The 26283-nt window shown below is 66.7% G+C and carries 26 protein-coding genes; 21 read left to right on the top strand and 5 right to left on the bottom strand.

Annotated elements, in window-relative coordinates:
- The first annotated feature begins 8 nt into the window (after positions 1-8).
- From AVTE2539_RS18795 to AVTE2539_RS18755, 9 genes are all read left to right on the top strand, one after another.
- Positions 9-980: a Bug family tripartite tricarboxylate transporter substrate binding protein gene (locus AVTE2539_RS18795; protein WP_284412942.1), complete on the top strand. Its 972-nt coding sequence runs from the start codon at positions 9-11 to the stop codon at positions 978-980.
- Positions 981-1022: 42 nt separating this feature from the next.
- A complete protein-coding gene (kdgD, locus tag AVTE2539_RS18790) occupies positions 1023-1934 on the top strand; it encodes a 5-dehydro-4-deoxyglucarate dehydratase (protein WP_272569093.1) in 912 nt (303 codons plus the stop codon).
- A 103-nt stretch (positions 1935-2037) separates the two neighbouring features.
- Complete coding sequence (locus tag AVTE2539_RS18785) at positions 2038-2496, top strand: nuclear transport factor 2 family protein (RefSeq protein WP_284401235.1); 459 nt, start codon at positions 2038-2040, stop codon at positions 2494-2496.
- Positions 2497-2625: 129 nt separating this feature from the next.
- Positions 2626-3594, top strand: coding sequence for a 2-hydroxyacid dehydrogenase (locus AVTE2539_RS18780; protein WP_284401233.1), 969 nt, complete (start codon positions 2626-2628; stop codon positions 3592-3594).
- A gap of 49 nt (positions 3595-3643) precedes the next feature.
- Positions 3644-4978 carry an enolase C-terminal domain-like protein gene (locus AVTE2539_RS18775; protein WP_284412940.1) on the top strand — a complete coding sequence of 445 codons (1335 nt, stop codon included), beginning with the start codon at positions 3644-3646 and terminating at the stop codon, positions 4976-4978.
- A gap of 27 nt (positions 4979-5005) precedes the next feature.
- Entirely contained in the window at positions 5006-5716 is a 711-nt protein-coding gene (locus tag AVTE2539_RS18770; RefSeq protein WP_284412937.1) for a TorF family putative porin, read from the top strand.
- An 85-nt stretch (positions 5717-5801) separates the two neighbouring features.
- Positions 5802-6380, top strand: a complete 579-nt coding sequence (locus AVTE2539_RS18765; RefSeq protein ID WP_284401226.1) for an RNA polymerase sigma factor — start codon at positions 5802-5804, stop codon at positions 6378-6380.
- A gap of 9 nt (positions 6381-6389) precedes the next feature.
- A complete protein-coding gene (locus AVTE2539_RS18760) occupies positions 6390-7067 on the top strand; it encodes an anti-sigma factor family protein (RefSeq protein ID WP_284412935.1) in 678 nt (225 codons plus the stop codon).
- Positions 7064-8380 (top strand): S8 family serine peptidase, encoded by a 1317-nt coding sequence (locus AVTE2539_RS18755; RefSeq protein ID WP_284412933.1) that lies wholly within the window; start codon positions 7064-7066, stop codon positions 8378-8380. Before AVTE2539_RS18760 ends, AVTE2539_RS18755 begins: the two co-directional genes overlap by 4 nt.
- 130 nt (positions 8381-8510) lie before the next feature.
- Here AVTE2539_RS18755 and icd read toward each other — a convergent pair whose 3' ends face one another.
- Positions 8511-9770 carry an NADP-dependent isocitrate dehydrogenase gene (icd, locus tag AVTE2539_RS18750; protein ID WP_284412931.1) on the bottom strand — a complete coding sequence of 420 codons (1260 nt, stop codon included), beginning with the start codon at positions 9768-9770 and terminating at the stop codon, positions 8511-8513.
- A gap of 190 nt (positions 9771-9960) precedes the next feature.
- Between icd and AVTE2539_RS18745 the strand changes: the two genes are divergently transcribed.
- Together AVTE2539_RS18745 and AVTE2539_RS18740 are read left to right on the top strand one after the other, a co-directional pair.
- Positions 9961-10188, top strand: a complete 228-nt coding sequence (locus AVTE2539_RS18745) for a hypothetical protein (RefSeq protein ID WP_284401218.1) — start codon at positions 9961-9963, stop codon at positions 10186-10188.
- Positions 10189-10318: 130 nt separating this feature from the next.
- Positions 10319-10807: a DUF192 domain-containing protein gene (locus AVTE2539_RS18740; RefSeq protein WP_284412929.1), complete on the top strand. Its 489-nt coding sequence runs from the start codon at positions 10319-10321 to the stop codon at positions 10805-10807.
- Between the two features lie 97 nt (positions 10808-10904).
- On the opposite strand, the gene AVTE2539_RS18735 is transcribed toward AVTE2539_RS18740, so the two are convergent.
- Both AVTE2539_RS18735 and xseA read right to left on the bottom strand, forming a co-directional pair.
- Positions 10905-11486, bottom strand: coding sequence for a superoxide dismutase (locus tag AVTE2539_RS18735; RefSeq protein ID WP_272569080.1), 582 nt, complete (start codon positions 11484-11486; stop codon positions 10905-10907).
- Between the two features lie 147 nt (positions 11487-11633).
- Positions 11634-12953: an exodeoxyribonuclease VII large subunit gene (gene xseA / locus AVTE2539_RS18730; RefSeq protein WP_284412928.1), complete on the bottom strand. Its 1320-nt coding sequence runs from the start codon at positions 12951-12953 to the stop codon at positions 11634-11636.
- Between the two features lie 374 nt (positions 12954-13327).
- Between xseA and AVTE2539_RS18725 the strand changes: the two genes are divergently transcribed.
- The 6 genes from AVTE2539_RS18725 (at position 13328) to adk (ending at position 17275) form a co-directional block, all read left to right on the top strand.
- The gene (locus AVTE2539_RS18725; RefSeq protein ID WP_272569077.1) at positions 13328-13957 is read left to right on the top strand and encodes a MotA/TolQ/ExbB proton channel family protein; all 630 of its coding nucleotides are present in this window, start codon (positions 13328-13330) and stop codon (positions 13955-13957) included.
- 32 nt (positions 13958-13989) lie between these two features.
- Positions 13990-14415 carry an ExbD/TolR family protein gene (locus AVTE2539_RS18720; protein ID WP_284403947.1) on the top strand — a complete coding sequence of 142 codons (426 nt, stop codon included), beginning with the start codon at positions 13990-13992 and terminating at the stop codon, positions 14413-14415.
- A gap of 5 nt (positions 14416-14420) precedes the next feature.
- Complete coding sequence (gene lpxK, locus AVTE2539_RS18715; RefSeq protein WP_284412925.1) at positions 14421-15482, top strand: tetraacyldisaccharide 4'-kinase; 1062 nt, start codon at positions 14421-14423, stop codon at positions 15480-15482.
- A 19-nt stretch (positions 15483-15501) separates the two neighbouring features.
- A complete protein-coding gene (locus tag AVTE2539_RS18710) occupies positions 15502-15684 on the top strand; it encodes a Trm112 family protein (RefSeq protein WP_272547767.1) in 183 nt (60 codons plus the stop codon).
- Positions 15681-16478: a 3-deoxy-manno-octulosonate cytidylyltransferase gene (kdsB, locus tag AVTE2539_RS18705; protein ID WP_284412923.1), complete on the top strand. Its 798-nt coding sequence runs from the start codon at positions 15681-15683 to the stop codon at positions 16476-16478. The genes AVTE2539_RS18710 and kdsB overlap by 4 nt, the downstream gene beginning before the upstream one ends.
- Before the next feature lie 140 nt (positions 16479-16618).
- Positions 16619-17275, top strand: coding sequence for an adenylate kinase (gene adk / locus AVTE2539_RS18700; RefSeq protein ID WP_284412921.1), 657 nt, complete (start codon positions 16619-16621; stop codon positions 17273-17275).
- 70 nt (positions 17276-17345) lie between these two features.
- On the opposite strand, the gene AVTE2539_RS18695 is transcribed toward adk, so the two are convergent.
- Positions 17346-18314, bottom strand: coding sequence for an asparaginase (locus AVTE2539_RS18695; RefSeq protein ID WP_284412919.1), 969 nt, complete (start codon positions 18312-18314; stop codon positions 17346-17348).
- A gap of 84 nt (positions 18315-18398) precedes the next feature.
- Here AVTE2539_RS18695 and lexA point away from each other — a divergent pair, with 84 nt between their 5' ends.
- Positions 18399-19073, top strand: a complete 675-nt coding sequence (gene lexA / locus AVTE2539_RS18690; RefSeq protein ID WP_284401200.1) for a transcriptional repressor LexA — start codon at positions 18399-18401, stop codon at positions 19071-19073.
- 610 nt (positions 19074-19683) lie between these two features.
- On the top strand, positions 19684-19806 hold the full coding sequence (locus AVTE2539_RS18685; RefSeq protein ID WP_272569070.1) for a hypothetical protein: 123 nt from the start codon (positions 19684-19686) through the stop codon (positions 19804-19806).
- A 207-nt stretch (positions 19807-20013) separates the two neighbouring features.
- Here the strand turns inward: AVTE2539_RS18685 and hrpA are convergent, their stop codons facing one another.
- The gene (hrpA, locus tag AVTE2539_RS18680) at positions 20014-24204 is read right to left on the bottom strand and encodes an ATP-dependent RNA helicase HrpA (RefSeq protein ID WP_502868943.1); all 4191 of its coding nucleotides are present in this window, start codon (positions 24202-24204) and stop codon (positions 20014-20016) included.
- 332 nt (positions 24205-24536) lie between these two features.
- Here hrpA and AVTE2539_RS18675 point away from each other — a divergent pair, with 332 nt between their 5' ends.
- Entirely contained in the window at positions 24537-24779 is a 243-nt protein-coding gene (locus AVTE2539_RS18675; RefSeq protein ID WP_284412915.1) for a hypothetical protein, read from the top strand.
- Between the two features lie 126 nt (positions 24780-24905).
- Positions 24906-26267 (top strand): NAD(P)/FAD-dependent oxidoreductase, encoded by a 1362-nt coding sequence (locus AVTE2539_RS18670; protein ID WP_284412913.1) that lies wholly within the window; start codon positions 24906-24908, stop codon positions 26265-26267.
- Positions 26268-26283 lie beyond the last annotated feature (16 nt).

Genomic DNA, 26283 nt, shown 5'->3' with positions numbered 1-26283 from the left:
GACATGCAATGACTTTGAACCGCCGCCACGCCATGGTCTATGGTGCCGCCGCCCTGGCCAGCACCACGGCCATGGGCCAGACCGCCAATTGGCCCACCAAAACGTTGCGCCTCATCGTGCCCTACCCGCCCGGCGGCAGTTCGGACATCATTGCGCGTGCCATCAGCCAGCCGCTGTCGGACATGCTCAAGCAGAACGTCATCGTGGAAAACAAGCCCGGCGCCAACGGCAACCTGGGCGCCGACTTCGTCGCCAAGGCGCAGCCCGACGGCTACACCATGCTGCTGTGCGACGTGGGGGCGCTGGCCATCAGCCCCTCGGTCTATACCAAGCTGCCATTCAACCCCTCCAAGGACCTGCGTGGCGCGACCATGCTGGCCTACTCGCCGCACATGCTGGTGGTGCACCCGTCCGTGCCCGCCAACAACCTGAAGGAACTGATCGCCCTGTCCAAGACGGCCGACCTGAATTTCGCCGTCACCGCCACGGGCAGCGCACCGCACCTGGCCGGCGTGGCGCTGGAGCGCGCCAGTGGCGCCCGCTGGCAATATGTGCCTTACAAGGGCGGAGTGACCGCCATCCAGGACACGATGGCCGGCCAGACCCAGGTGCTGATGAACGGCATGCTCGCCACCCTGCCCCACGTGCAGAGCGGCAAGCTCAAGGTACTGGCGCTGTCCAAGGCCACGCGCATGCCGCTATTGGCCGATGTACCCACCATCGCCGAGCAGGGCATCCCCGGCTTCGAGTCCGGCACCTGGCAAGGCATCCTCGTGCCGCGCGGCACGCCCGATCCGATCGTGCAGCGCCTGAACACGGCCCTCATCTCCGTCATCCGCACGCCGGAAATCCGCTCCCGCCTCGCGGGCCAGGGCGCCGAGGTCGTGACCATGGCCTCCGCCGAGCAGGACAAGTTCTTCGAGAAGGAGCGCGCACGCTGGGCCAGTGTGGTGTCGGCGGCGCAGATCCGGCTCGACTGATTTTTCACTTTTCCCTTTTTCCACCCACTACCCCGTACCGCCATGCAACCTCAAGAACTCAAGACCATCATGGGCTCCGGCCTCCTGTCGTTCCCGCTCACGGACTTCGACGCCCAGGGACAATTCAACGCCAAGGGCTACGCGGAGCGCCTGGAATGGCTGGCCCCCTACGGTGCCAGCGCTTTGTTCGCGGCAGGCGGCACGGGTGAGTTCTTCTCGCTCACGGCAGACGAGTACCCCGGCATCATCAAGACCGCCGTGGACACCTGCCGCGGCAAGGTGCCGATCATCGCCGGCGCCGGCGGCCCCACCCGCTTTGCCATCCAGTGCGCCCAGGCGGCCGAGAAGGCCGGCGCCCACGGCATCCTGCTGCTGCCGCACTACCTCACGGAAGCCGGCCAGGAAGGCCTGGCCGCGCACGTCGAAGAGGTGTGCAAGAGCGTGAAGTTCGGCGTGATCGTCTACAACCGCGGCCAGAGCCGCTTCACCCCCGAAACGCTGGCACGCCTGGCCGAACGCAACGCCAACCTGGTGGGCTTCAAGGACGGCGTGGGCGACATCGAGCTGATGAACTCCATCTACATGAAGATGGGCGACCGCTTCGCCTACCTGGGCGGCCTGCCGACCGCCGAGGTATATGCCGCGGCCTACAAGGCACTGGGCACGCCGGTGTACTCGTCGGCCGTGTTCAACTTCATCCCCAAGACGGCGATGGACTTCTACAAGGCCGTAGCGAACGACGATCTGGCGACGCAGCACCACCTGCTGCGCGAGTTCTTCATGCCTTACCTCGAACTGCGCAACCGCATGGCCGGCTATGCCGTCAGCATCGTCAAGGCCGGCGCGAAGATCGTCGGCCACGACGCCGGCCCCGTGCGCGCCCCGCTCACCGACCTCAAGCCCGGCGAAATGCAGGAACTCAAGGCACTCATCGACAAGCTCGGCCCGCAATAAGGCGCCGCGGCTGAAGATCCGGCGCCCGGCCGTGCACGGGCGCCGGTGGGTCAAGCCATCCGCACGGGGCATCCATAAAACCACACCACAACGGAGACAAGAGATGTACAAGAAACTGTTCCTGGCCGCGGCCACGGCCGTCACCCTGCTGGCCCTGGGCGGCTGCGCCACGGCACCGGCCGGCGCGGGCACCGATGCGCCGCAGTCGGTCGCCACCGCGGCCGAGCGCCTGCGGATCGCCATGATCGACCCGTCCCCCGCCGCACTGAATCAGCTCGTGGCCGACGACCTGAGCTATGGCCACTCGGGAGGCCGGGTGGACACCAAGGCCAGCTTCATCAGCGACCTGCTCGACGGCAAGTCGGACTTCGTCACCATCGTCATCAGTGACCAGACCATCAAGGTGGTCGGCGACGTAGCCATCGTCCGCCACACCCTGACGGCCGACACCAACGACTCGGGCAAGCCCGGCAAGGTACAGATCAAGATCCTGGGCGTCTGGCAAAAGCAAGGCGCCGACTGGAAGCTGCTGGCCCGCCAGGCCGTCCGCGCAGCGCCCTGATTCCTGCCCACGAGGGGGCTGCGCGTGCGGCTTTCTCGTGGGGCTTCGAATCCTTTTTGCTCCCTGCGACCGCTTTCACACCGGCCTGCAACCCGAGGCCCTGGATGCGCCGCCGTACCATCCCCGCCCATGAGCACCACACCCCGGCCCCGCCTTCTGCAAATCGCCCGCCTGCCCTTGCCGGCGCTCGAAGCTGACCTGGCTGCGCAGTTCGACATCGTTTGCCTGTCCGACCAACCCGATCCCGCCGCTTTCCTTGCCGAACGCGGCGCTGATTTCACCGGCGTGGTCACCTCCGCATCCATTGGACTGAAACGCGAAGTGATCGACGCCTTGCCGCGTTTGCAGGTCATCAGCAGCTTCGGCGTGGGCTTCGACGCGCTGGACATCGCGGCCGCCAGCGCGCGGGGGATCCAGGTGGGCTACACCCCCGGCGTGCTGAACGATTGCGTGGCCGACCTGGCCTTTGCCCTGCTGCTGGATGTGTCGCGCGGCGTCAGCGCCAGCGACCGCTTCGTGCGGCGCGGCGACTGGACCACCGCCCGGTTCGCGCCCCAGACCCGGGTGTCCGGCAAGCGGTTGGGGCTCGTCGGCATGGGCCGCATCGGACAGGCCGTGGCCGAACGGGCCTCGGGCTTTTGCATGGAGGTCGGCTACCACAACCGCCGGCCCAGCGCCCAGTCCGCCCTGCCCTATTTCGACTCGTTGCTGGAACTGGCCCGATGGGCCGACTACCTGGTGCTGACCGTGGCCGGAGGGGCGGAAACCCGCCATCTGGTCGATCGGGCCGTGCTGGAGGCCCTCGGCCCCCGCGGTTTTCTGATCAACGTGGCACGGGGCAGCGTGATCGATGAGGCCGCCCTGATCGACGCTCTGGCAGAACGCCGCATCGCGGGTGCGGGCCTCGACGTATTCGAAAACGAACCATCGGTACCAGCCGCGCTTCTGGCGCTGGACAACGTGGTGCTGACACCGCACACCGCCAGCGCCACCCATGAAACCCGCCGCGCCATGGCCGACATGGTGCTGGACAACCTGCACGCCTTCTATGCCACAGGTGCTGTCCGCGCCCCGGTGCCCGGCACCGGCACAGCTTGAACCCACTTCGCTCCGCCACTCTCCGAAGCCTACACCCATGCCCACTGCCATGCACACCCCTACCGTCACCGAAGTCCGCGTCATTCCGGTCGCCGGGCGCGACGGCATGCTGCTCAACCTGAGCGGCGCGCACGCCCCGTTCTTCACGCGCAACCTGTTCATCCTCACCGACAGTGCCGGGCGCACCGGAGTCGGCGAAGTGCCGGGTGGCGAAAAGATCCGGCAGGCCCTGGAAGATGTCCGGCCCCTGCTCGTCGGGCAGCCGGTGGGCAACCATCTGGCGCTGCTGCAGCGGGTGCAGGCCGCGCTCGCAGGGCGCGACAGCGGCGGGCGTGGCCTGCAGACGTTCGACCTGCGCATCGCCATCCATGCCGTCACCGCCGTGGAGTCGGCCTTGCTCGACTTGCTGGGCCAGCACCTGGGCGTGCCGGTGGCTGCACTGCTCGGAGAAGGCCAGCAGCGCGACCGCGTGGAAATGCTGGGCTATCTGTTCTTCGTGGGTGATGCCGGCCAAACCGATCTGCCCTACGTGCGGGCCCAGGATGTGGATGCCCCCGAAAGCGACTGGAGCCGTGTGCGCCATCTGCAGGCCCTCACCCCCGAGACCATCGTGCGCCAGGCCGAGGCCGCACACGCACGCTATGGTTTCAACGACTTCAAGCTCAAGGGGGGCGTGCTGCGCGGCGAGGACGAAGTCCTGGCCATCCGGGCGCTGCACGAGCGCTTTCCCAAGGCGCGCGTCACCCTCGACCCCAACGGCGGTTGGCTGCTCAAGGACGCCGTGCGCCTGTGCCGCGACCTGCACGGCGTGCTCGCCTATGCGGAAGACCCCTGCGGTGCCGAAGACGGCTTCTCGGGGCGCGAGATCATGGCCGAGTTCCGCCGCGCCACGGGGCTGCCCACCGCCACCAACATGGTGGCCACCGACTGGCGCCAGATGGTGCATGCGCTCTCGCTCCAGTCGGTCGACATTCCGCTGGCCGACCCGCACTTCTGGACCATGGCCGGCTCGGTGCGCGTGGCCCAGACCTGCCGCGACTGGGGCCTGACCTGGGGTTCGCATTCCAACAACCATTTCGACGTATCGCTGGCCATGTTCACGCATGTGGCGGCCGCGGCTCCCGGCAAGGTCACGGCCATCGATACCCACTGGATCTGGCAGGACGGCCAAGGCCTGACGCAATCGCCGCTGCAGATCGTGGACGGGCATGTGACCGTGCCGACCACCCCGGGCCTGGGCGTTCAGCTCGACATGGCGGCCGTGGAGCGCGCGCACCAGCTCTACCTGCAGCACGGGCTGGGGGCGCGCGACGACAGCATCGCGATGCAGTACCTTCACACCGGCTGGAAGTTCGATCCCAAGCGCCCTTGCCTCGTTCGCTGACCCGCCAGGCTGGCCTAAACTGCTGTCATGCCTTTTTCACATGCATGGCCTGACAGCACCGCCCGGAGCCTGCTGCCCTGGATCCTTTTGGGAGCGACAGCCGGCTGCGGCGCACAGACCCGTGATGTCACCGGTGAGATCGCCGTCAGCAGCGACCTGACCGAACGGGGTTTCCAGACGCCCATCAGGCGCCCCATCGTCCAGGGACTGATCACGCTCTACGATGCGACGGGCTGGTCGGCAGGTGCCGTGCTGGGGATGCAGACCAACGGCCGCCGCTACGGCCGGGCCATCGTCCGCCTCGCCTATGACGGCGTACTCTCCAATGACTGGCAATATCAGGCCGTCACCCAGTACTACGCCTATCCGGACAATCCAACCGCCCAGTTGCTGGACCGGTTGGAAACGGCGCTGAGCTTCAGTTACCGCGATCTGATCACGGCGGGTGCCTCGGTGTTTCACTATCCCCACACCCGGGATGCCGCCCGGCCCATGCGGTGGGCGGTGGATCTGGGCGGCCGGCTACCGATCGACGAGCAATTTTCCTTGACGGGCACCATCGGCCTGGCCCAGGTTCGCCCGCAAGGCCGGTATGCGTATGGCAGCGTCGGCGCCGCCTGGCGCCAAGGACCCTGGCGCGCCTCCCTCAGCTATCTGGCGACCGACGATCGGGCCCAGTCGGTGTATCCGGGCAACACGGCCGGCCATTGGTCGTTCATGTGGGCCCGTTCTTTTTGAAGCATCCGCAACCTTTTGGTGCATTGCAGGCACACACGTCGCAAGATTCAACCCTCCAAGACGTCCATCCGCCCGCTTCTACGCCATGGCTGCCCTCTCCTTTCCTGACGATTCAGCCGATCTCGAACTTCTGCATGGCATCGCGTCCGGCGATCGCGCGGCGCTGGCAGCGTTGTACCGGGCGTACCATCGCCGGCTCTGCCAGTTTCTGACCCGCCTGACCCGCCGGTCCGACCTGATCGAAGAGATCGTCAACGATTGCTTCTGGATCGTCTGGCAGAAAGCGGGCAGTTTCCGTGAAGAGTCGAAAGTCTCTACCTGGATCATGGGCATCGCCTATCGCTGCGGGCTCAAGGCCCTGCGGCAGGACGGAGGGGCGGACATGCCGTCCGTCGCGGACGATGATCCGGAAGTCCAGCCCGATCTGGCCACGGACCCTGGCGAAGCAAGGGAGTTGCGCAACTGGCTCGACAAGGGCATGGAGCGGCTTTCGGTGGACCAGCGTCTGGTGCTGGAGCTGGCCTATACAGGCGGGCATTCGCTGGAAGAAATCGCCGTCATCACCCAGTCACCCGTCGGAACGGTCAAAGCGCGCATGTTCCACGCGCGCGTGAAGCTGCGCAACTTGCTGCCGGCCTTGGCCACCCGCAGCATCGCTCAATAGGATTGCACCATGCCCTCCCGTTTCCCAGATTCCCCGAGCCAGGACCGCTCACATTTGCTCACCCAGGAGGCTTTGCCCTGGATCGTCAACGGCCGTGCCAGCGATGAACAGCGCGCGGAAGTGGAAAAGCACCTGGCCCAGTGCGCCGACTGCCGCGACGAACTCCAGACACAGCAGCAGGTGCAGGCCGCCATGGCATTACCCCCCACACGCGTGCCCGATGAACAGGCAGGCCTGGACAAACTGCTGGCGCGCATCGAGCTGGACGCCCTGTGCGATCAACCACGGCCCAAACCCGCCGCAGTTTCGCACCGGCAGGGTGGCCGGCTCACCTATGCACTGGCCACCTTCGCCGTCTTGCAAGCCGTTGCCTTGGCCTTCATGGGACATCGCTTGTCCGAACAGGAACCATCGGCGTTCCAGACATTGAGCAGCCCTCCCGCCCCGGGCGCTGCGGGCGTTGATCAGCCAAACGCCATCCGTGTCGTTCCCGATGGACGCATCACCCTGGCAGACTGGAAGGCGTTGCTGGATTCGTTGAACCTGCAGGTGGTCAGTGGGCCCAACGCGATGGGGGCCTATGCGGTGTCCGCGAAAGACATGCGCCAATCAAATACCCAGGCCCTGGAGCGGCTGCGCAGCACCCCGGGAATGCAGATGGTCGAACCCATCGGAGGCCCGCCATGACCACCCGTCTTCTGACTGCGGCCTTGCTGCTGGCATGCACACTGGCTGGTTGCAGCAGCGTGCCGGCGGAACTCCCTCCTGACGCCACGACGCTGCGGCCATCCGGCGAGGCGGGCATGCGCGCCGACAGCACCCGCTACATCATCGTGGCGGTTCCCAATCCGCTGGAACATGTCCCGGGCCGCGCGGGCACCAGCCTGTCCAGCTATGGCGCCCCACCGCGCTACACCATGGGCAATCGTGCGGCAAGGACAGTCCAGGCCATCGCCGTGGACTACGGCCTGCGGGAAGTGACTGCCTGGCCGATCCCGCCGATGAATGCGCACTGCGTGGTGTTCGAGATCAGCGCCACCGCGTCCCGCGAAGCGCTGCTGCACGCGCTTTCGCGCGATGCCCGCGTGCAACTGGCGCAGCCCCTGCAGGACTTTTCGGTCAACGCAGGCCCGCCGGAGGCTTCGGCCGTGGCCTACAACGACCCCTACATGCCCTTGCAACAGGGCTTTGTGGACATGCAGGTGGCACGGGCGCACAAGCTCAGCACCGGCAAAGGAGCACACATTGCCGTGATCGACACGGGCGCCCAGACGGAGCATCCGGAGTTGCGCGGGCAGATCGATGCCGCCTACAACCTCGTCGATGAAAATGCCGCGGGCTTTCAGCAAGATCAGCACGGGACGCAGGTCGCGGGCATCATCGCCGCGGTGGGGAACAACCTGCAGGGCATCGTCGGTGTCGCGCCCGAGGCGAAGGTAAGCCTCTACAAAGCCTGCTGGTATCCGGCGCATCAGCCAGCAGCCGGTGCACGCTGCAACTCCTTCACCCTGGCCAAGGCGCTCGTGGCCGTGATGTCGTCCGATGCGCGCACCATCAACATGAGCCTGGGCGGCCCGGAGGACCCGTTGCTAAGCACGCTACTGGGCCAACTGGTCAAACAAGGCCGTGCGGTGGTCGCAGCGCTTCCGTCCAGCGGAGAGCGCACGGGTTTTCCCGCCGGAGTGCCCGGTGTGATCGTCGTGGGAATGGCCGACAACGCCAATCTGGCGGCCAAGGGGGTTCTGGCCGCCCCCGGAAAAGACGTGCTCACGCTGCAACCCCAGGGGCGCTACGACTTCGCCACAGGCTCTTCGATGGCCGCGGCCCACGTGAGCGGGATGATTGCATTGCTCCAATCCAGTGCCCCGCAACTCGACATCACGACGATCAAGAACCTCCTGCTGGACAGCGAAAAAAGTGTGGGCAAGCCATGGATGGTCAATGCCGAGCGGGCGCTGGAATCCCTGCCGAACCAGGGCCAGCGGCTGGCCAAACGCTGACCGGCCACCGGACCAGCCATTCATCTGACAGAAACGCGCCCTAGCCAAAAAGAAAACCCTCCAAATCCGAACAGGACTTCGAGGGTTTCCGCACCAGCCAGCCGATGCCTCCCGGCACCCGCTGACGTGATTACATGTTGTCGATCATGACCTGGCCAAAGCCAGAGCAGCTCACTTGCGTCGCGCCTTCCATCAGACGGGCGAAGTCATAGGTGACCTTCTTGCTGGCGATCGATTTCTCGATGGACCGGATGATCAGGTCCGCGGCTTCCGTCCAACCCATGTGGCGCAGCATCATTTCGGCCGACAGGATCTCAGAGCCGGGGTTCACATAGTCCTTGCCGGCATACTTGGGCGCGGTGCCGTGCGTGGCTTCGAACATCGCCACCGTGTCGGACAGATTGGCGCCAGGAGCGATGCCAATGCCACCCACCTGGGCCGCCAGAGCGTCCGAGATATAGTCGCCGTTCAGGTTGAGCGTTGCCACCACGCTGTACTCGGCTGGGCGCAGCAGGATCTGCTGCAGGAAGGCGTCCGCAATGCTGTCCTTGATGGTGATGTCCTTGCCCGTCTTGGGGTTCTTGAACTTCATCCAGGGGCCACCATCGATCAGTTCGGCGCCGAACTCCTTCGCAGCCAGCGCGTAGGCCCAGTCACGGAAGCCGCCCTCGGTGAACTTCATGATGTTGCCCTTGTGCACGATGGTCACGCTGGGCTTGTCATTGTTGATGGCGTACTGGATCGCCTTGCGCACCAGGCGCTCGGTGCCTTGGCGGGACACGGGCTTCACGCCAATGCCGGAAGTGTCGGGAAAGCGGATCTTCTTGACGCCGAATTCTTCCTGCAGGATCTTGATGAGTTTCTTGGCCTTTTCGGACTCGGCCTCGAACTCGATTCCGGCATAGATGTCTTCCGAGTTCTCGCGGAAGATCACCATGTTGGTCTTTTCGGGCTCCTTGACCGGCGAAGGCACGCCCTTGAAATACTGAATGGGGCGCAGGCAGACATACAGGTCCAGCTCCTGGCGCAGCGCAACGTTCAGCGAACGGATGCCACCGCCCACGGGGGTGGTCAACGGGCCCTTGATGGAAACCACGTAGTCGCGCACGGCGTGCAGCGTTTCTTCCGGCAGCCACACGTCGGGGCCGTAGACCTTGGTCGACTTTTCGCCAGCGAACACTTCCATCCAGTGGATCTTCTTCTTGCCACCATAGGCCTTCGCCACCGCAGCGTCCACGACCTTCAGCATCACGGGAGTGATATCGAAACCAGTGCCGTCGCCCTCGATGTACGGGATGATGGGCTGATCCGGCACGTTCAACGACATGTCAGCGTTGACGGTGATTTTCTGGCCTTCGGCGGGCACCTTGATGTGCTGGTAGCTGGTCATTGAGCGGGTCTCTCCGGTGAAACGATGAAGGGGCTTCAGCTGGTTGGGCAAACGCGGTACAACCGGCGATTCTAAGCCTTTAAAAAATCACATATTTCCTGTCAACGGCCTCCGTGACGACGCCGTTGTGGAGGTGCTTCGCGGCACTTCGCGCGGCTCCCATCCGAACCTCTTCAAGGAATTGGCATATATGAAAAAACTCCTCGCTGTCCTGGTTGCTGGTCTGTTCGCCGCTGGTGCTTTTGCACAAGGCGCAACGCCAGCCGCACCGGCAACCCCCGCCGTGACTTCCGCCCCCAGCGCCGAGCCAGCCGCCACCGCCCCCAAGGCGCACGCCAAGGCCAAGGCCAAGAAGCCTGCAGCCCACAAGGTCGCCCACAAAAAGGCCACCAAGAAGCACGCCAAGACGGCTGCCTAAAGAGTAAGCACCATCGTCGGCAAGGCCTTAAGCCCGTGCCGACGCCCTCCAAAAAAGCCCGCCTCCGCGGGCTTTTTTGCCTTTGGCTGCTACCCTTTCGATTCCCATTGCATTTATGGAAAGCCGGATGATGAAATCCCTTCTCGTGCGCGGGGCGCACGGCTCTGAAAAAGCCCTTGCCCCGCTTTTGGCTGCGCTCGTCCTCTCCGTCTGTACGGCGGCAGGCGCCCAGGAATCGCCCCAGATGAACCTGCAGCGCGTCGAACTGGGCGCCGGCATGCACCGCATCGACGCACAGGTCGCGGCGTCTCCGCAAGAGCGGCAGATCGGCCTCATGCATCGCAAGGAGATGCCTCAGCAGGAAGGCATGCTGTTCGTGTTCGAAGCGCCTGCTGTCCAGTGCTTCTGGATGAAAAACACGATCCTGCCCTTGACCGCCGCTTTCGTCGCGGACGACGGCACCATCGTCAATCTGGCGGACATGAAGCCGCAGACCGAAGATTCACACTGCGCGGAAAAGCCGGTGCGTTACGTGCTGGAAATGAACCAGGGCTGGTTCTCGAAAAAGGGGATCAAGGCGGGCTTCAAACTGTCCGGTACACCCTTCGCCCGCCGCTGACCGGCTGAGCAGGTCCACAAGCCCTCCATTAGAGACAAGAGGGCATGCCAAAAACAAAAACGGCCCAAAGGGCCGTTTTTTACTAGGCGCGGAACGCTCAGGCGAAGTTGCTTTCGGCAAACTTCCAGTTCACCAGTTTGTCGAAGAAGGTTTCGACGAACTTGGGGCGCAGGTTGCGGTAATCGATGTAGTACGCGTGCTCCCACACGTCGACCGTCAGCAGGGCCTTGTCGGCCGTGGTCAACGGGGTGCCGGCCGCGCCGGTGTTCACGATATCGACGCTGCCGTCGGCCTTCTTCACGAGCCACGTCCAGCCAGAGCCGAAGTTGCCCACGGCACTCTTCACGAAAGCTTCCTTGAAGGCGGCATAGCTGCCCCACTTGGCGTTGATGGCATTGGCCAGGGCGCCGGACGGCTCGCCGCCGCCGCTGGGAGCCATGCAATTCCAGAAGAAGGTGTGGTTCCAGATCTGGGCTGCGTTGTTGTAGATGCCGCCACTGGACTTCTTCACGATTTCCTCAAGCGTCATGCTCTCGAATTCCGTGCCCTTTTGCAGATTGTTCAGGTTCACCACGTAGGCGTTGTGGTGCTTGCCGTGATGGTATTCCAGAGTTTCCTGGCTGTAGTGAGGCGCCAGTGCGTCGATCGCATAGGGCAACGGTGGCAGGGTATGTTCCATGGTGCAGTCCTTCGTGGGTTGAAATTCTTGGAATGGGACCACTGCCCTCCAGGGGCTGGCGCGGTCCGAACGGGCATTGTAGAAAGTAATAGCAGCGCCTGCTGTAGGCGAGGGCCAATGGCAGAAAAAGCGCTCCAGCCGCTCCATTCACAGCAACCGTCGCGGTGACACCTGCAGATCGATCTCACCATCGGTCACCGCCGCCCGGACGGCGTCGCCTGGCCGCACCTGGGCCACCTTCGTCACCGGCTGGCCTTGCGCATCGGTGAGCAGTGCATAGCCTCGCTGCAGGACGAGATGCGGATCCAGCAACTGCAGGCGCAGCGCCGCACGGTCCAGCCGTTCGGACTGGCGGCCCATTCGCCGCTGGAGGATTTGCGGCAACTGTGCCTCCAGCGCTTGCTGCTGTTGAGTCAGGTGCTGCATTTTCAGTAGCACACTGTGGCGCATGCGCTCCGCCAGCCGTGCCAGACGCGTCTGCTGGCGCGCCACCAGGCCGGAAGGCCGGCCCAGGCGCTGGGCCACCAGGTCCAGGCGTTGATGGCGCACATCGAACTGCGCCTGAACACCGTCCGACAAGCGATCGGCCAACAGATCGATGGCGCCCAGCCAGACGGCCCGTGGCTGGGAGATGAGTTCAGCGGCGGCGGTCGGCGTCGGTGCGCGCAGATCGGCGCAAAAATCGGCAATCGTGAAGTCGGTTTCGTGCCCGACACCGCAAACCAACGGCACCGGACTCTGGACGATGGTGCGAGCCAACTGCTCGTCATTGAATGCCCACAGGTCCTCCATGGACCCGCCACCCCGCACCAGAAGGATGACATCGATGGTGCACGGGGGCTGGGGGGACGCCGTGCCCTGCGCCCCGTTGCCCGCGTCCACCAGTGCGTAGAGCTTGGACAGCGCGGCCCGCATCGACGCCGGCGCATTGGCGCCCTGCACCAGCGCGGGCACCAGCGTGACCGGAATGTGCGGCACGCGCCGGCGCAGGGCGGTCACCACGTCGTGCAGGGCCGCCGCGCCCGGGGAAGTGACCACGCCGATGCCACGCGGCATCAAAGGCAAGGGCCGCTTTCGCGCGCTGTCGAAAAGCCCTTCGGCCTCCAGTTGCGACTTCAGCCGCAGGAACTGCTCGAACAAGGCACCCTGGCCGGCCCGCTGCATGCTTTCGACGATGAGCTGCAGATCGCCGCGCGCCTCGTATACCCCCAGGCGGCCGCGCAACTCGACCAGTTCCCCGTCCCGCGGAGCGAAGTCGAGCAACAGGGCGGCACGGCGGAACATTGCGCAGCGGATTTGGCCCTGGCCGTCCTTGATCGTGAAATAGCAATGCCCACTGGACGCGCGCGAAAAGCCCGTGATCTCGCCCTGCACGGCCACGGGATTGAACCGGGCCTCCAGGGTGTCAGCAATGGCGCGGCATAGCGCCCCAACCTGCCAGATACGTGGCGCCGTTGCGAGGTTCATGGCCTCAGACACCGATGGAGCAAGGGGTTGCAGGCCATTGCCAGGAGGCACTAGTCCACAGCGCGCGAGGATGGCTGATTGGCCCTGTACACAGGCGCCCATCCCCGCGCATCGCTAGCAGATACGTGCAACCCCTTGATTTCAAACGTTTTTTTGGTGCGTTATTTTTCATCAATCTGTCAAATTCACGGGCTGGAGCCGTTTGGCGGGCCATCGCAGCCCGGTTGCCCACAAAGTTATCCACAGAAAATGTGGGTGACGACAGGGGATGCGAAGGTGCATAACGCGCCGGGCAGCCCGGCCGTTTTCCGCCACGGACCACCACGTCAACTGGGCCATAATCGCGGATTGCTTCCATCTGCGCGGAGAGAGAATTGCTGTCGATCATACAAGCCGCAGGCTGGCCGATCTGGCCTTTGATAGCCTGCTCCGTCCTGGCGCTGGCACTCGTTGTGGAGCGCTTCATCGCCCTCAAAACCGCCCGGGTCGCACCTCCCAAGCTGCTGGATGAAGCGATCACCGTGTCTTCCCGCTCCGTTCCCACACCCGATGTGGTGAACCAGCTGGCGCAGAACTCCGCGTTGGGTGAGGTGCTGGCCAGCGGCCTGCGGACGCTCAACAGCAATCCGCAAAGCACCGAAGCCGACGTGCGCGCGGCAATGGAGAGTTCCGGCCGGGCCGTGGCCCACCGCCTCGAAAAATACCTCAGTGCGCTCGCCACCATCGCGTCCGCCGCCCCGTTGCTCGGCCTGCTGGGCACGGTGATCGGCATGATCGAGATTTTCGGCTCCCAAGCGGGGGCCGGCCAGTCCGGCGGCGGCAACCCGGCCCAGTTGGCACAGGGCATTTCCATTGCGCTGTACAACACGGCGTTCGGCCTGATCGTGGCCATTCCGGCGCTGATCTTCTGGCGGTACTTCCGCAGCCGCGTGGATGCCTATCTGCTGACCCTCGAATTGGCCTCCGAGCAGTTCGTGCGGCACATCAGCCGGCTTCGCAAGTAAATCATGGCCCACACCCCATCGGCTGAACGGACATGAACTTTCGCTCCCGCCCCACCGAAGCGCCGGAAATCAACCTGATTCCGTTCATCGACGTGCTGCTCGTGGTGCTCATCTTCCTGATGCTGTCCACCACCTACAGCAAGTTCACCGAGCTGCAACTGACGCTGCCCGTGGCCGATGCCGAGCAGCAGCGCGACCATCCCAAGGAAGTGATCGTGGCCGTCGCCGCGGATGGCCGCTATGCCATCAACAAGCTGGCGGTCGAGGGCAAGAGCGTGGACGTGGTGGCCCAGGCATTGGCCGCGGCGGCCAGCGCCGGCAAGGACAGCGTCGTCATCATCAGTGCCGACGCCAATTCGCCGCACCAGGCCGTGGTCACCGTCATGGAAGCCGCGCGCCGCGTGGGCCTGTCGCAGATCACCTTCGCCACCCAGTCCACGGCCAGCGCCGGCAAGTAGCTGCGATGGCTGCCGCCGGGCCGCAGCCGCCCTCTGCACCCTCTTCCACCGCCCCCCATGCCCAGGCATCCACCCTGCAAGCGGCCTGGAAACGGCGTGGGCCGCTGGCTTGGGCGCTGTGGCCGTTGTCCTGTCTGTATCGGATCGCTGTAGCCATCCGGCGAGCGCTTTATCGGCTGGGCGTCCTGCGCGCCGAGCGCGTGGCGGTGCCGGTGATCGTCGTGGGCAACGTGATCGCCGGAGGGGCGGGCAAGACCCCGGTCACGCAGGCCATCGTGCGACATCTGGTGGCGCGCGGATGGCAGCCTGGCGTGGTGTCGCGCGGCTACGGGCGGTCCACCGACGACTGCCGCGAAGTGTGCACGGACAGCCGCGCGACCGAAGTGGGCGACGAGCCTTTGCTGATCGCGAAGCGCACGGGCGTTCCCGTGTTCGTGGCGCGGCACCGGGCGCAGGCGGCGCGCGCACTGCTGGCACAGCATCCCCGCACCGATGTGATCGTTTGCGACGACGGCCTGCAGCATCTGGCGCTGGCCCGCGACATCGAAATCTGCGTATTCAACGACGACGGCGTGGGCAACGGATTCCTCCTGCCGGCCGGACCGCTGCGCGAACCCTGGCCACGCCAGGTCGACTGCGTGCTCCATGCCGGACGGGCTCCGGCCGGCACATCGCCGGCATTCTCCCTGAGACGCTCGCTCGGGCCGGACGCCATGCGTGCGGACGGCAGCACCGTGCCCCTGGCGCAGTGGCGCGGCCAGCCCTTGCACGCCGTGGCCGCCATCGCCAGGCCACAGGAATTCTTTGCCATGCTGCGGGCAAGAGGACTCACGCTGCAGCGGACCACGGCCTTGCCTGATCACTATGATTTTGATAGCTGGAAAGACAATCAAAACACCGGCATGACGCTGGTTTGCACCGAAAAAGACGCCACCAAGCTGTGGCGACTCCACCCCCAGGCGCTGGCTGTGCCGCTGCACCTGGAAATCGACAGCGCTTTTTTCTCCCTGCTGGACGAGCGGTTGCGGGCTGCCGCACGCCGCTCGCTATCATCGCCCTCCGACTGACCCCGAAGCCACTACCGCCATGGATCCCAAACTGCTCGAACTGCTGGTCTGCCCCGTCACCAAGGGCTCGCTCACTTTCAACCGGGAGCGGCAGGAACTGGTGTCGCGCAGCGCCCGCCTGGCCTACCCGGTGCGCGACGGCATTCCGGTGCTGCTCGAAAACGAAGCACGCACCCTGACGGACGAGGAGCTGGAGGCGTGACCGCGCCCGCCACGCCTTTCACCATCCTGATACCGGCGCGGCTGGCCTCCACGCGGCTGCCCGACAAGCCGCTGGCCGACATCGCCGGGCTGCCCATGGTGGTGCGCGTGGCGCAACGCGCGGCGCAAAGCCAGGCCACGCGCGTCATCGTGGCGGCGGACGATGCCCGCATCCTCGCGGCCTGCCAGGCGCATGGCGTGCAGGCCCTGCTCACGCGGCCCGACCATCCCAGTGGCAGCGACCGCCTGGCCGAGGCCTGCGAACAGTTGGGCCTGGCAGGTGACGACATCGTGGTGAACGTGCAGGGCGACGAGCCGCTGATCGACCCCGCGCTGATCGATGCCGTGGCCGCCCTGCTGCCGGCCCGCACGGACGCCAGCATGGGGACCGCCGCCCATGCCATCGGCACGCTGGCCGACTACACCAACCCCCATGTCGTGAAGGTCGTGCTCGATGCACGCGGTCTCGCGCACTACTTCAGCCGGGCGCCCATTCCGCATGCACGCGACCATGCCGGCGCTGCCTGGTGGACGCAGGGGCCCGATGGCGCGGCCACCGGCGTGCCGCCAGGGTATGCGCCGCTGCGCCACATCGGCCTCTACAGCTACCGCGCCGCATTCCTTCGGCAGTTTCCGGCCCTGCCGCCCGCGCCCACTGAAGCGGTCGAGGCACTGGAGCAGTTGCGGGCGCTGTGGCACGGCCACCGCATCGCCGTGCATGTGACCGCTTCGGCACCAGGCCCCGGCGTGGACACCCCCCAGGATCTGGAACGCGTGCGAGCGCTGTTTTCCTAGCGTTTTCAGAGTCCCCGCCGTGTCAGGAAAGCGCGTGGACCCGCGTGCTATCCTTGCCCGCGATCAGAGCGCCGCATCCCGGGCCGGAGGCAAGCCCGTGGACAGTGGCGCCAGCCGAATTCAACACTTAGAGGACATCCATGAGACTGATTCTTTTGGGCGCACCCGGCGCCGGAAAGGGCACGCAGGCCGCATTCATTTGCCAGAAATACGGTATTCCGCAAATCTCCACCGGTGACATGCTGCGCGCCGCCGTCAAGGCAGGCACGCCGCTGGGGCAGCAGGCCAAGGCCGTCATGGATGCGGGGGCGCTGGTCAGCGACGACCTCATCATCAATCTCGTGAAAGAGCGCATTGCACAGCCCGACTGCACGTCCGGCTTCCTGTTCGACGGATTTCCTCGCACCATCCCGCAGGCCGACGCCATGAAGGCCGCGGGCGTCAAACTCGACTATGTGCTCGAGATCGACGTGCCCTTCGATGCCATCATCGAACGCATGAGCGGCCGCCGCTCTCACCCGGCCAGCGGTCGCACGTACCACGTCAAGTTCAACCCGCCCAAGGTGGAAGGCAAGGACGACGTGACCGGCGAAGACCTCATCCAGCGCGAAGACGACAAGGAGGCCACCGTCAAGAAGCGCCTGGATGTGTACAGCGCCCAGACCCGTCCGCTGGTGGAGTACTACTCCAGCTGGGCCAAGGCCGATCCGGCCGGCGCTCCCAAATACCGCGCCATCAGCGGCACGGGCAGCGTGGAAGAGATCACCCAGCGTGCGCTGGCCGCACTGGCCGGCTGATTGCCGACTGAACCCGCACGGCACCTCGGCCGTGCCTGGAACGCCCCGCCCTCTGCGGGGCGTTGCCATTTCAGGGGCGCCGAGGCCGGGCGAGCAGATCGAGCAGCAGGCTGATGCGGGCCTTCACCGGGCTCAACCCCTCCGAGTGGGGCAAGGCGTCCCCCGGCTTGGGCAGCACCCGGCCCAGCGGGCAGCGGGTGGCCACGCGCACGTCCACACCGCTCTCGTGCGCGCGCTCCAGCGCTTTGGCCAGGGCATGGTGCAGCGTGCCGTTGCCCGTCGCCGCCACCACGAGGCCATCCACGCCGTCGAGCACCAGCAGGTCGACGATACGGCCGTCGGCACCGACATGGTTCATGAGCACCTCCACCCGCGGCCACAGGTAAGTGTTGGCGATGTGGTGAAGCGCATCCAATCGCGGAACCGAAGGGGCCGGCCAGCCATGGGTGAGACGAACCGCGCCCTCCTCCACCCAGCCCAGCGGCCCGGCGTCTCCTGAACTGAAGGCATCCACGCGATAGGGGTGCACTTTCTGCACGTTGCGCGCGGTGTGGATCGTGCCTGCCACCACCGCCAGCACCCCGCGCGCCCTGGGCGTGGCCGCTACCGCCACCGCATCGAGCAGATTCTGCGGACCGTCCGGCGCGATCGCCGTTGCCGGCCGCATGGCGCAGGCCAGCACCACGGGGCGTTCGGCAGTGTCCAGGACCGAGTCCAGGAACCACGCCGTCTCCTCCAGCGTGTCGGTGCCGTGCGTGACCACCACCCCGCGCACATCGGGATCGGCCAGCAACTGCGTGCATCGGTGGGCCAGTTGCCGCCATACGGCGAAATCCATGTCCTTGCTGTCGATCTGCGCGATCTGCTCGGCTTCGATCCGGCCACGGGCCGCCTGCGCCAATCCAGGAATCGCCTCCAGCAACTGCCCTACGCTCACCTGCCCGGCGGTATAGCCGATGTTGTCTCCGGCCTTGGCGGCCTTGCCCGCGATGGTTCCGCCGGTGCCCAGCACCACGATTTTTCCTGTGCCCACTTGCACGCTCCAAAAAACTGGTTAAAAATACAGTGACTGGATTAAAAAACAGGCCTCTACCTGCCTATCCGTTCAGCACCGGAGTCACTCATGTTCGACAGTCCCAAGCTCACCGCCCGCCAGCAGCAGATCCTCGATCTGATCCAGACCGCCATCTCCCGCACCGGCGCGCCCCCCACCCGGGCGGAAATCGCCGCCGAGTTCGGCTTCAAGTCCGCCAATGCGGCCGAAGAGCACCTGCAAGCCCTGGCCCGCAAGGGCGTCATCGAACTGGTCAGCGGCACATCGCGCGGCATCCGGCTGCGCAGCGACACGGTGCGCTCCATCAATGCCGCCCGCGGCACCCAGTTCAACCTGCCCATTCCGGGCCTGTCGCAGCTGTCGCTTCCCCTGGTGGGGCGGGTGGCGGCAGGGTCGCCCATTCTCGCGCAGGAACACGTCGACCAAACCTACAGCGTGGAGGGCAGCCTGTTCCAGCACAAGCCGGATTACCTGCTCAAGGTGCGCGGCATGTCCATGCGCGATGCGGGCATCATGGACGGCGACCTGCTCGCCGTGCAATCCACCCGCGAGGCGCGCAACGGCCAGATCATCGTGGCCCGGCTGGGCGACGACGTCACCGTCAAGCGCCTGCGCCGCACGGCCACCGCCATCGAGCTGCTGCCCGAAAACCCCGACTACCCCGTCATCACCGTGCATCCGGGCGAGCCTTTCGAAATCGAAGGGCTCGCAGTGGGCCTGATCCGCAACACCATGCTGATGTAGCCCGCTGCACACCGCCGCAGGTGGCGGGCGTCTGGCGGCCAGGGGCAAGAAGCCCTGGTCAGCCAACCCTGCGGCAGTGTGTTTTTCCTCGGCAATCCTGCCTGTGTTCAACCCCCTCGCACTTCGCTGGAGTTTTCACATGGGATTTGCCCTGCTCGCTTTTTCTTCCTTTTCGCAACCGCTGAATGCTTTGGCACGGTGGCTGCGCGCGCCCGCCTGCCGCCCTCCGCGCCAGGACCGCAGGGCCGTCGCAGGCCAGCCAGGCGGCGGCGCCAGCGGCAGAGGCACGGTGCATGCCGTTACCCCGGGCCTCCATGCCGACGCCATCGGCCCGTCCGCCACACGGCCGGCTGCCATCGAACCGCTGCCATGCACCGCCTTGGAAATTGCGGCGGCAGAGGGCCTGCCGTGTCCTCCAGCGCTCGCGCCCCTGCCACGGCGCTTCGTGGTGGTTCGGCCGCGGCAGGCACCGCCCGACCAGCCCTTTTCAGCATGTCCCCCCACACTGGCGGTAACCCCGTCTGTACGGTCATGGCCCAGCACCAGCGCCAATGACAGTGGGGCATTTGCGGGTTGCAGCCGTCCCAGGCCTGCTGCGCGCCCGCTGCGGGTGCTGGATCGCCGCGGCCCCGGTGCGGCGGCGCGCGTGCTGATCTCCGGCCGCATGGCCGATGTGTGCGCGGAACTGGACCGCCTCGTGCGGGCCGAGGCGGCCTTGCAGGCGCCGCATTGAGGCTGCACATCCCAGCCGCAATCAAAGCCCGGCAACCCTGAAGCACCCGGAGGTGCCTGGTGGGTGCCTGGTGGGTGCTCGGGGGAAGCCGCTCCGCGATGAATGGGGCTGAGCAGGGTTGGGCAAGTCTTCCACCATGGGTCCCCGTGCCCCGCCGCCCACCGTGCCGATGTCGATGCGAAGCGCCGCGCAGCCTGGCTGCCGGCCTCAACTGTTGAGTTGCGCCCAGAGCTTGTCCAACCGCTTCACGCTCACCGGCTGCGGGGTTCGCAGTTCCTGGGCGAAAAAGCTCACCCGCAACTCTTCCAGCAGCCAGCGCAGCTCCTGCATGCGCGCATCCACCGCGCCCTTGCGTTCGGCCACCAGGCGCCAGTAGCGCTGCTCCTGCGGGCGCAGTTCAGCCAGCTTGGTGGCGTCGCGCGCCGGATCGGCGCGGTATTTGTCCAGCCGCAGCGTGATCGCCTTGAGGTAGCGGGCAAAGTGCGCCAGTTGCGCCCACGGTGCCGCAGCCAGGAACGCCTTGGGCATGAGGCGCTGCAACTGCTGCTGCGCGTCCTGCACGGCTTCGGGTGCGTTCTTGGTGTCCTTGATCTTGCGCGCCGCGGCGGCGTACTCCAGCAAGATCGTGCCGGCGAGCCGCGCGACCTCGTTGGCGATCAGGGTCAGCCGGCCGCGTCCCTCGTCCACCCGGCGCTTGAACGCGGCCTCATCGGTGGGCAACGGGTCGAGCAGGAAGGCCCGGTCCAGCGCCACGTCGATGATCTGGCTGCGCAGTTCTTCCTGCGTGCCCAGCGGCATGTAGGCCACGGCCATCTTCTGCAGGTCGGGAATGTTCTTTTCCAGGTACTTGAGCGCGTCCTTGATCTGCAGCGCGAACAGACGGCGCAGGCCCGCACGGTGCCGGGCGGCGGCCAGTTCGGGCTCGTCGAACACCTCGATGGTGACGGCATCGCCACCGTCGATGAGCGCGGGAAAGCCGATCAGCGTCTGGCCGCCCTTGCGGATCTCCATCAGCTCGGGCAGCTCGCCAAAGGTCCATGCGGTGTGGCACTGGCCGGCGGGCGCCTGCCGGGCCGAAGCGGTCGGCGCCGTTACCGCCGCAGGGCCGCGGCCCCCCGCTGCAGCGGGAGGCGCTTCATTTTTGATAGCAGAATGCCCTAGTACTTCTTGCGCTGGAGCCTGTTTTTCTTCAAAACCCTTGGCATCGCCGCCCAGCTTGAGCCCCGCCAGGGCCTGGAAGGCGCCGCGCGCCTTCGCACCCCATTCGGCCTTGAGGGCACCCAGGTTGCGCCCATGACCGAGCTGGCGCCCGTGTTCATCCACCACGCGGAAGTTCATGAACAGGTGCGGGCTCAGCATGTCGAGCTTGAAATCGGCCCGCTTGACGTCGAGCGAGGTCTCATCGCGCACCTGCTTGAGCAGCACCTCGACCAGGCTGCCGTGGCCGAAGCGTTCGGGCGTGCCGAGCAGCCCGGCCAGCCGGGCGGCGCTATCGGGCAGCGGCACGAACCGGCTGCGGGGGCGCTGCGGCAGGCTCTTGAGCAGGGCCTGGATCTTGGGCTGCAGCATGCCGGGCACCAGCCATTCGCAGCGCTCGTCGCTCACCTGGTTGAGCACGAACAGCGGCACGGTAACCGTGATGCCGTCGCGCGCATCGCCCGGCTCGTGCAGGTAGCTCGCCGCGCAATCCACGCCGCCCAGCCGCACCGTGCGCGGGAAGGCATTGCCGGTGATGCCCGCGGCCTCGTGGCGCATGAGTTCTTCGCGCGTCAGCTTGAGCAGGTCTGGGTTCGACGCGCTCGCCTCGCGGTACCACGCCTCGAAGCTGTGCCCGCTGCACACGTCGGCCGGCAACTGCTGGTCGTAGAAGGCATAGATCAGCTCGTCGTCCACCAGCACGTCCTGTCGGCGCGACTTGTGTTCGAGCTCTTCGACCTTGGCGATGAGCTTGTGGTTGGCGGCCAGAAAAGGCAGACGGGTTTCCCACTGCCCGCCGATGAGCGCCTCGCGGATGAAGATGTCGCGCGCCGCGTACGGGTCCACCTTGCCGAAGTTCACCCGCCGGTTGTTGTAGATGACGATGCCGTACAGCGTGGCGCGCTCCAGCGCGTTGACCTCGGCCGCCTTCTTTTCCCAATGCGGGTCGAGCAGCTGCTTCTTGAGCAGGTGCCCGCCCAGTTGCTCGATCCACTGCGGCTCGATGGCCGCGATGCCCCGGCCGAAGAGGCGTGTGGTCTCCACCAGCTCGGCCGCGACGATCCAGCGCCCGGGCTTCTTGGACAGGTGCGCGCCCGGGTGCTTGTAGAACTTGATGCCGCGTGCGCCCAGGTACCAGTCGTCCTCGTCGCTCTTGACGCCGATGTTGCCCAACAACCCGGCCAGCATGGACAGGTGGATCTGCTCGTAGCTGGCAGGGCGGTCGTTGATGCGCCAGCGGTGTTCGGTCACCACGGTCAGCAATTGCGTGTGGATGTCGCGCCACTCGCGCAGTCGGCGCACGCTGATGAAGTTCTGGCGCAGCAGCGATTCGTACTGGCGGTTGCTGAGCTTGTGGGTGGGCGCAGCCGCTGCGGCCTCGGTGGCCGTCGGCGGAGCCACGGCCGCCGCGGCCATGCGCTGTGCCACGGGCAGCACGGCCTGCGAGGGCGCGCCCTTGCGCGCGGCCTGCTTTTGCATGCGCGCCGACGGCAGGGTGGGCGCGCCACCGCGCGCTTCGTTGATCCACTTCCACAGCTTGAGGTAGCCGCTGAATTCGCTCTTTTCGTCGTCGAACTTGGCGTGGGCCTGATCAGCCTGCTGCTGTGCATCCATGGGGCGGTCGCGCACGTCCTGCACGCTCAGGGCGCTGGCGATGATGAGCACCTCGTCCAGCGCCTGGCGCTCGCGCGCCTCCAGGATCATGCGGCCCACGCGCGGGTCGAGCGGCAGGCGCGACAGCTCCTGGCCCATCGGCGTGAGTTCGTTGGAGTCGTCCACCGCGCCCAGCTCGCCCAGCAACTGGTAGCCGTCAGCGATCGCACGGCCCGAAGGCGCCTCGATGAATGGGAACTGCGCCACGTCGCCCAGGTGCAGCGACTTCATGCGCAGGATGACGCCGGCCAGCGAGGACCGCAAAATTTCTGGGTCGGTGAACCGGGGCCGGCCGTTGAAGTCGGCCTCGTCGTAAAGCCGGATGCAGATGCCGTTGGCCACGCGGCCGCAGCGGCCCGCGCGCTGGTTGGCGGCGGCCTGGCTGACGGGCTCGACCATCAGCTGTTCCACCTTGCTGCGGAAGCTGTAGCGCTTCACGCGCGCGGTGCCGGCGTCAATCACGTAGCGGACGCCGGGCACGGTGAGCGAGGTCTCGGCCACGTTGGTGGCCAGCACGATGCGCCGGCCCGTGTGCCCGTCGAAGATGCGGTCCTGCTCGGCCTGCGACAGCCGCGCGAACAGGGGCAGCACCTCGGCGTTGCGCATCACCGGCTGGTGCGCCAGGTGCTTGCGCAGGTGGTCGGCGGCCTCGCGGATCTCGCGCTCGCCGGGCAGGAAGACGAGGATGTCGCCGCCCGCGTTGCCGGCCCACAGCTCGTCCACGCCGTCGGCGATGGCTTCGTTCAGGCCGTAGTCGCGCGACTCTTCGAATGGACGCCAGCGTTGCTCGACCGGAAAGGTCCGGCCCGACACATAGATGATCGGCGCGGGAATCAGCTCCGCGCCCTGCGGCCCGGCTGCCTGCGCCGCATCGCCCTGCGGCCCCTCGCCGGACCTGGAGCGGCCGGTCAGGCGCCGCGGCAGCGCGAAGTGCTTGGCAAAGCGGTCGGCATCGATGGTGGCCGAGGTGACGACCACCTTCAGGTCGGGCCGGCGCGGCAGGATCTGCCGCAGGTAGCCCAGCAGGAAGTCGATGTTCAGGCTGCGCTCGTGCGCTTCGTCGATGATGAGCGTGTCGTAGGCCTTGAGCAGCGGGTCGGTCTGGGTCTCCGCCAGCAGGATGCCGTCCGTCATGAGCTTGACCGAGGCGTCGCGCGACAGCCGGTCCTGGAACCGCACCTTGTAGCCCACCACGTCGCCCAGCGGGGTCTGCAGCTCTTCGGCGATGCGCTTGGCCACGCTGCTGGCGGCGATGCGGCGCGGCTGCGTGTGGCCGATGAGCTGGCCTTTCTGTCCCGGCGCGGCGTTGCATTTGCCGCGCCCCAGTGCCAGCGCGATCTTGGGCAGTTGCGTGGTCTTGCCCGAGCCGGTCTCCCCGCACACGATGATGACCTGGTGCTCCCGCATCGCCGCCATGATTTCGTCGCGCCGCGCCGAGACGGGCAGCGACGGCGGGAAGGTGATGCGCAACGGCGCGCTGGGCGCCCCGGCGGTGGAGGAAGAAGGGGAAGAAGAGGAAGGCGCGGATTCGGTCATGAAGGGCTGCATTATCCGAGCCCGCCGTTGGCCCTGCACAACAAGGGCCGCCAGGGGCCGCGGCACGCCTTGCCATGCCCGCGAAGCCGCTTCGATAATCGCGCCTTCGCTTCACCAGCGCCGCAACGAGCACCCTTGCGGCGCACCTTTCAGGAGCTGTCTTTCCATGCCTTATTTGTTCACCCCCCCTCACTGAACACGGTTCCTCGCCCCGGCTGAACCGTGTCGCTCACACACCGTTCAGCCAAGGTGGCTGCGCTCCCCCGCCCCATTCGAATGGGGGGTGCGCCGCACGAAAGCCCTGGCTTGCTCAGCCGGGGCTTTTTGCTTTTCAGGAATCGCACATGAGTGCTCAGAAACGTTCCCGCGCCTTCCAGCAAGGCCGGGTCAAGGCCTTGCGCCGCATGAAGCAGCCGATGGTGCTGCACCTCGAAGCCAGCGCACCGCCGCGCAACCCGGTGGCCCGCGCGCTGGCGGCGCGCGGCACCAGCGCCGCGGCAGGCAAGCACATCCGCAGCCAGGGCGCGCAGCGCCGCGCCGACCGCATGGCGCTGCAGCGTGCCGTGCGCCGCGGCGAGGACGGCTGATTCGCCGGTGCTTACCGGGCACCAGGCCGGCAGGGCACCGTGGACCGGACCCTTTCGTGGAAAAATGACGCGACCGGGTCCGGCCCACACCCCCTCTCCTCCTCGCTGCCCTTCGCAGCCGCACACATGCCCGCCACAGCCCTCGCCACTCCCGCCCTTGCCGAACACGCCACCCAGGCCAGAGCCACCGGGCCTGCCGACCGGCGCCGGCACGTCGTGGTGATCGGGGCCGGCATCGTGGGCACGGTGTGCGCGATCGAGATGCTGCGCTCCGGCCGCCAGGTCACGCTGCTCAACCCCCATGCCCCCGCCGGCGAAGAAGCCACGAGCTACGGCAATGCGGGCTGGCTGTCTTCCCATTCCATTCTTCCGCCCGCAGGGCCCGGCATGTGGAAGCAGGTGCCTGGCTACCTGCTGGACCCGCAAGGCCCGCTCACCGTGCGCTGGGGCTACCTGCCCCGCGCCCTGCCGTGGCTGTGGCGCTTCTTGCGCTCGGGCCGCACGCCCGCGCACGTGGCCCGCACCGCGCATGCCCTGCGCCAGTTGCTGCGCGATGCGCCGGCGCTGCATGCCCGGCTGGCCGGCGAAGCCGGCGTCCCGCATCTGGTGGCCCAGCGCGGCCTGCTGCACGCCTACCGCTCGCAGGCGGACTTCGAGGCGGATGCGCTGGGCTGGCGGCTTCGCGGCGAGGAAGGCATCGCGTTCGAGACGGTGGAAGGCGCCAGCCTGCGCGCACAGGAGCCCGACCTGGCCCCGGCTTACGGCTTCGGCGTGCGCGTGGCCGAAGCCGGCCACTGCGCCAACCCCGGCGCCTACCTCGCTGCCCTGGTGGCCCATGCGCAATCCCTCGGCGCGCGCTGGGTCACGGGCCAGGCCACCGGGCTGCACATCGAGGCAGGCCGCCTGCACGCCGTGTGGACCGACCAGGGCGACCTGCCCTGCCAGGGTGCGGTCATCGCGGCGGGCGCCTATTCGCGGCCGCTGGCGCTAGCCGCCGGCGACCGTGTGTGGCTGGACACCGAGCGCGGGTACCACGCGATGCTGGACGTGCAGGCCCGCGCCGGGGAGCCCGCGCCCGCCGGCCCCCGCACCTCCACGATGGTGATGGACCGTAAGCTCATCGTGCACCAGATGGCGCACGGCCTGCGGGTGGCGGGCCAGGTGGAGATCGCCGGCCTAAACGCCGCACCCGACTGGCGCCGCGCCCGCATCCTGCTGGGACACCTATTCGATCTGTACCCTTCGCTGCCCCGCGCCGCGCTGGAGGACGGCGCCCGCTTCTGGATGGGCCGGCGTCCGAGCACCAGCGACGGACTGCCCTGCATCGGACCCGCCAGCGCCTGCGCGGACGTCATCCATGCCTATGGCCACGGCCATGTGGGCCTGGGCGCTTCGGCCCGCACGGGACGGGTGGTGTCCCAATGCATGGACGGGCAGCCTCCGGAGATCGACCTGGCGCCGTTCCGTCCGCAGCGATGGCGACGATAATTCGGCCGCAGCGGAA

It is taken from the genome of Acidovorax sp. SUPP2539 (genome assembly GCF_030158975.1).
Taxonomy (GTDB): Bacteria; Pseudomonadota; Gammaproteobacteria; order Burkholderiales; family Burkholderiaceae_C; genus Paracidovorax.
This window is presented reverse-complemented; position numbering and strand designations above follow the sequence as displayed.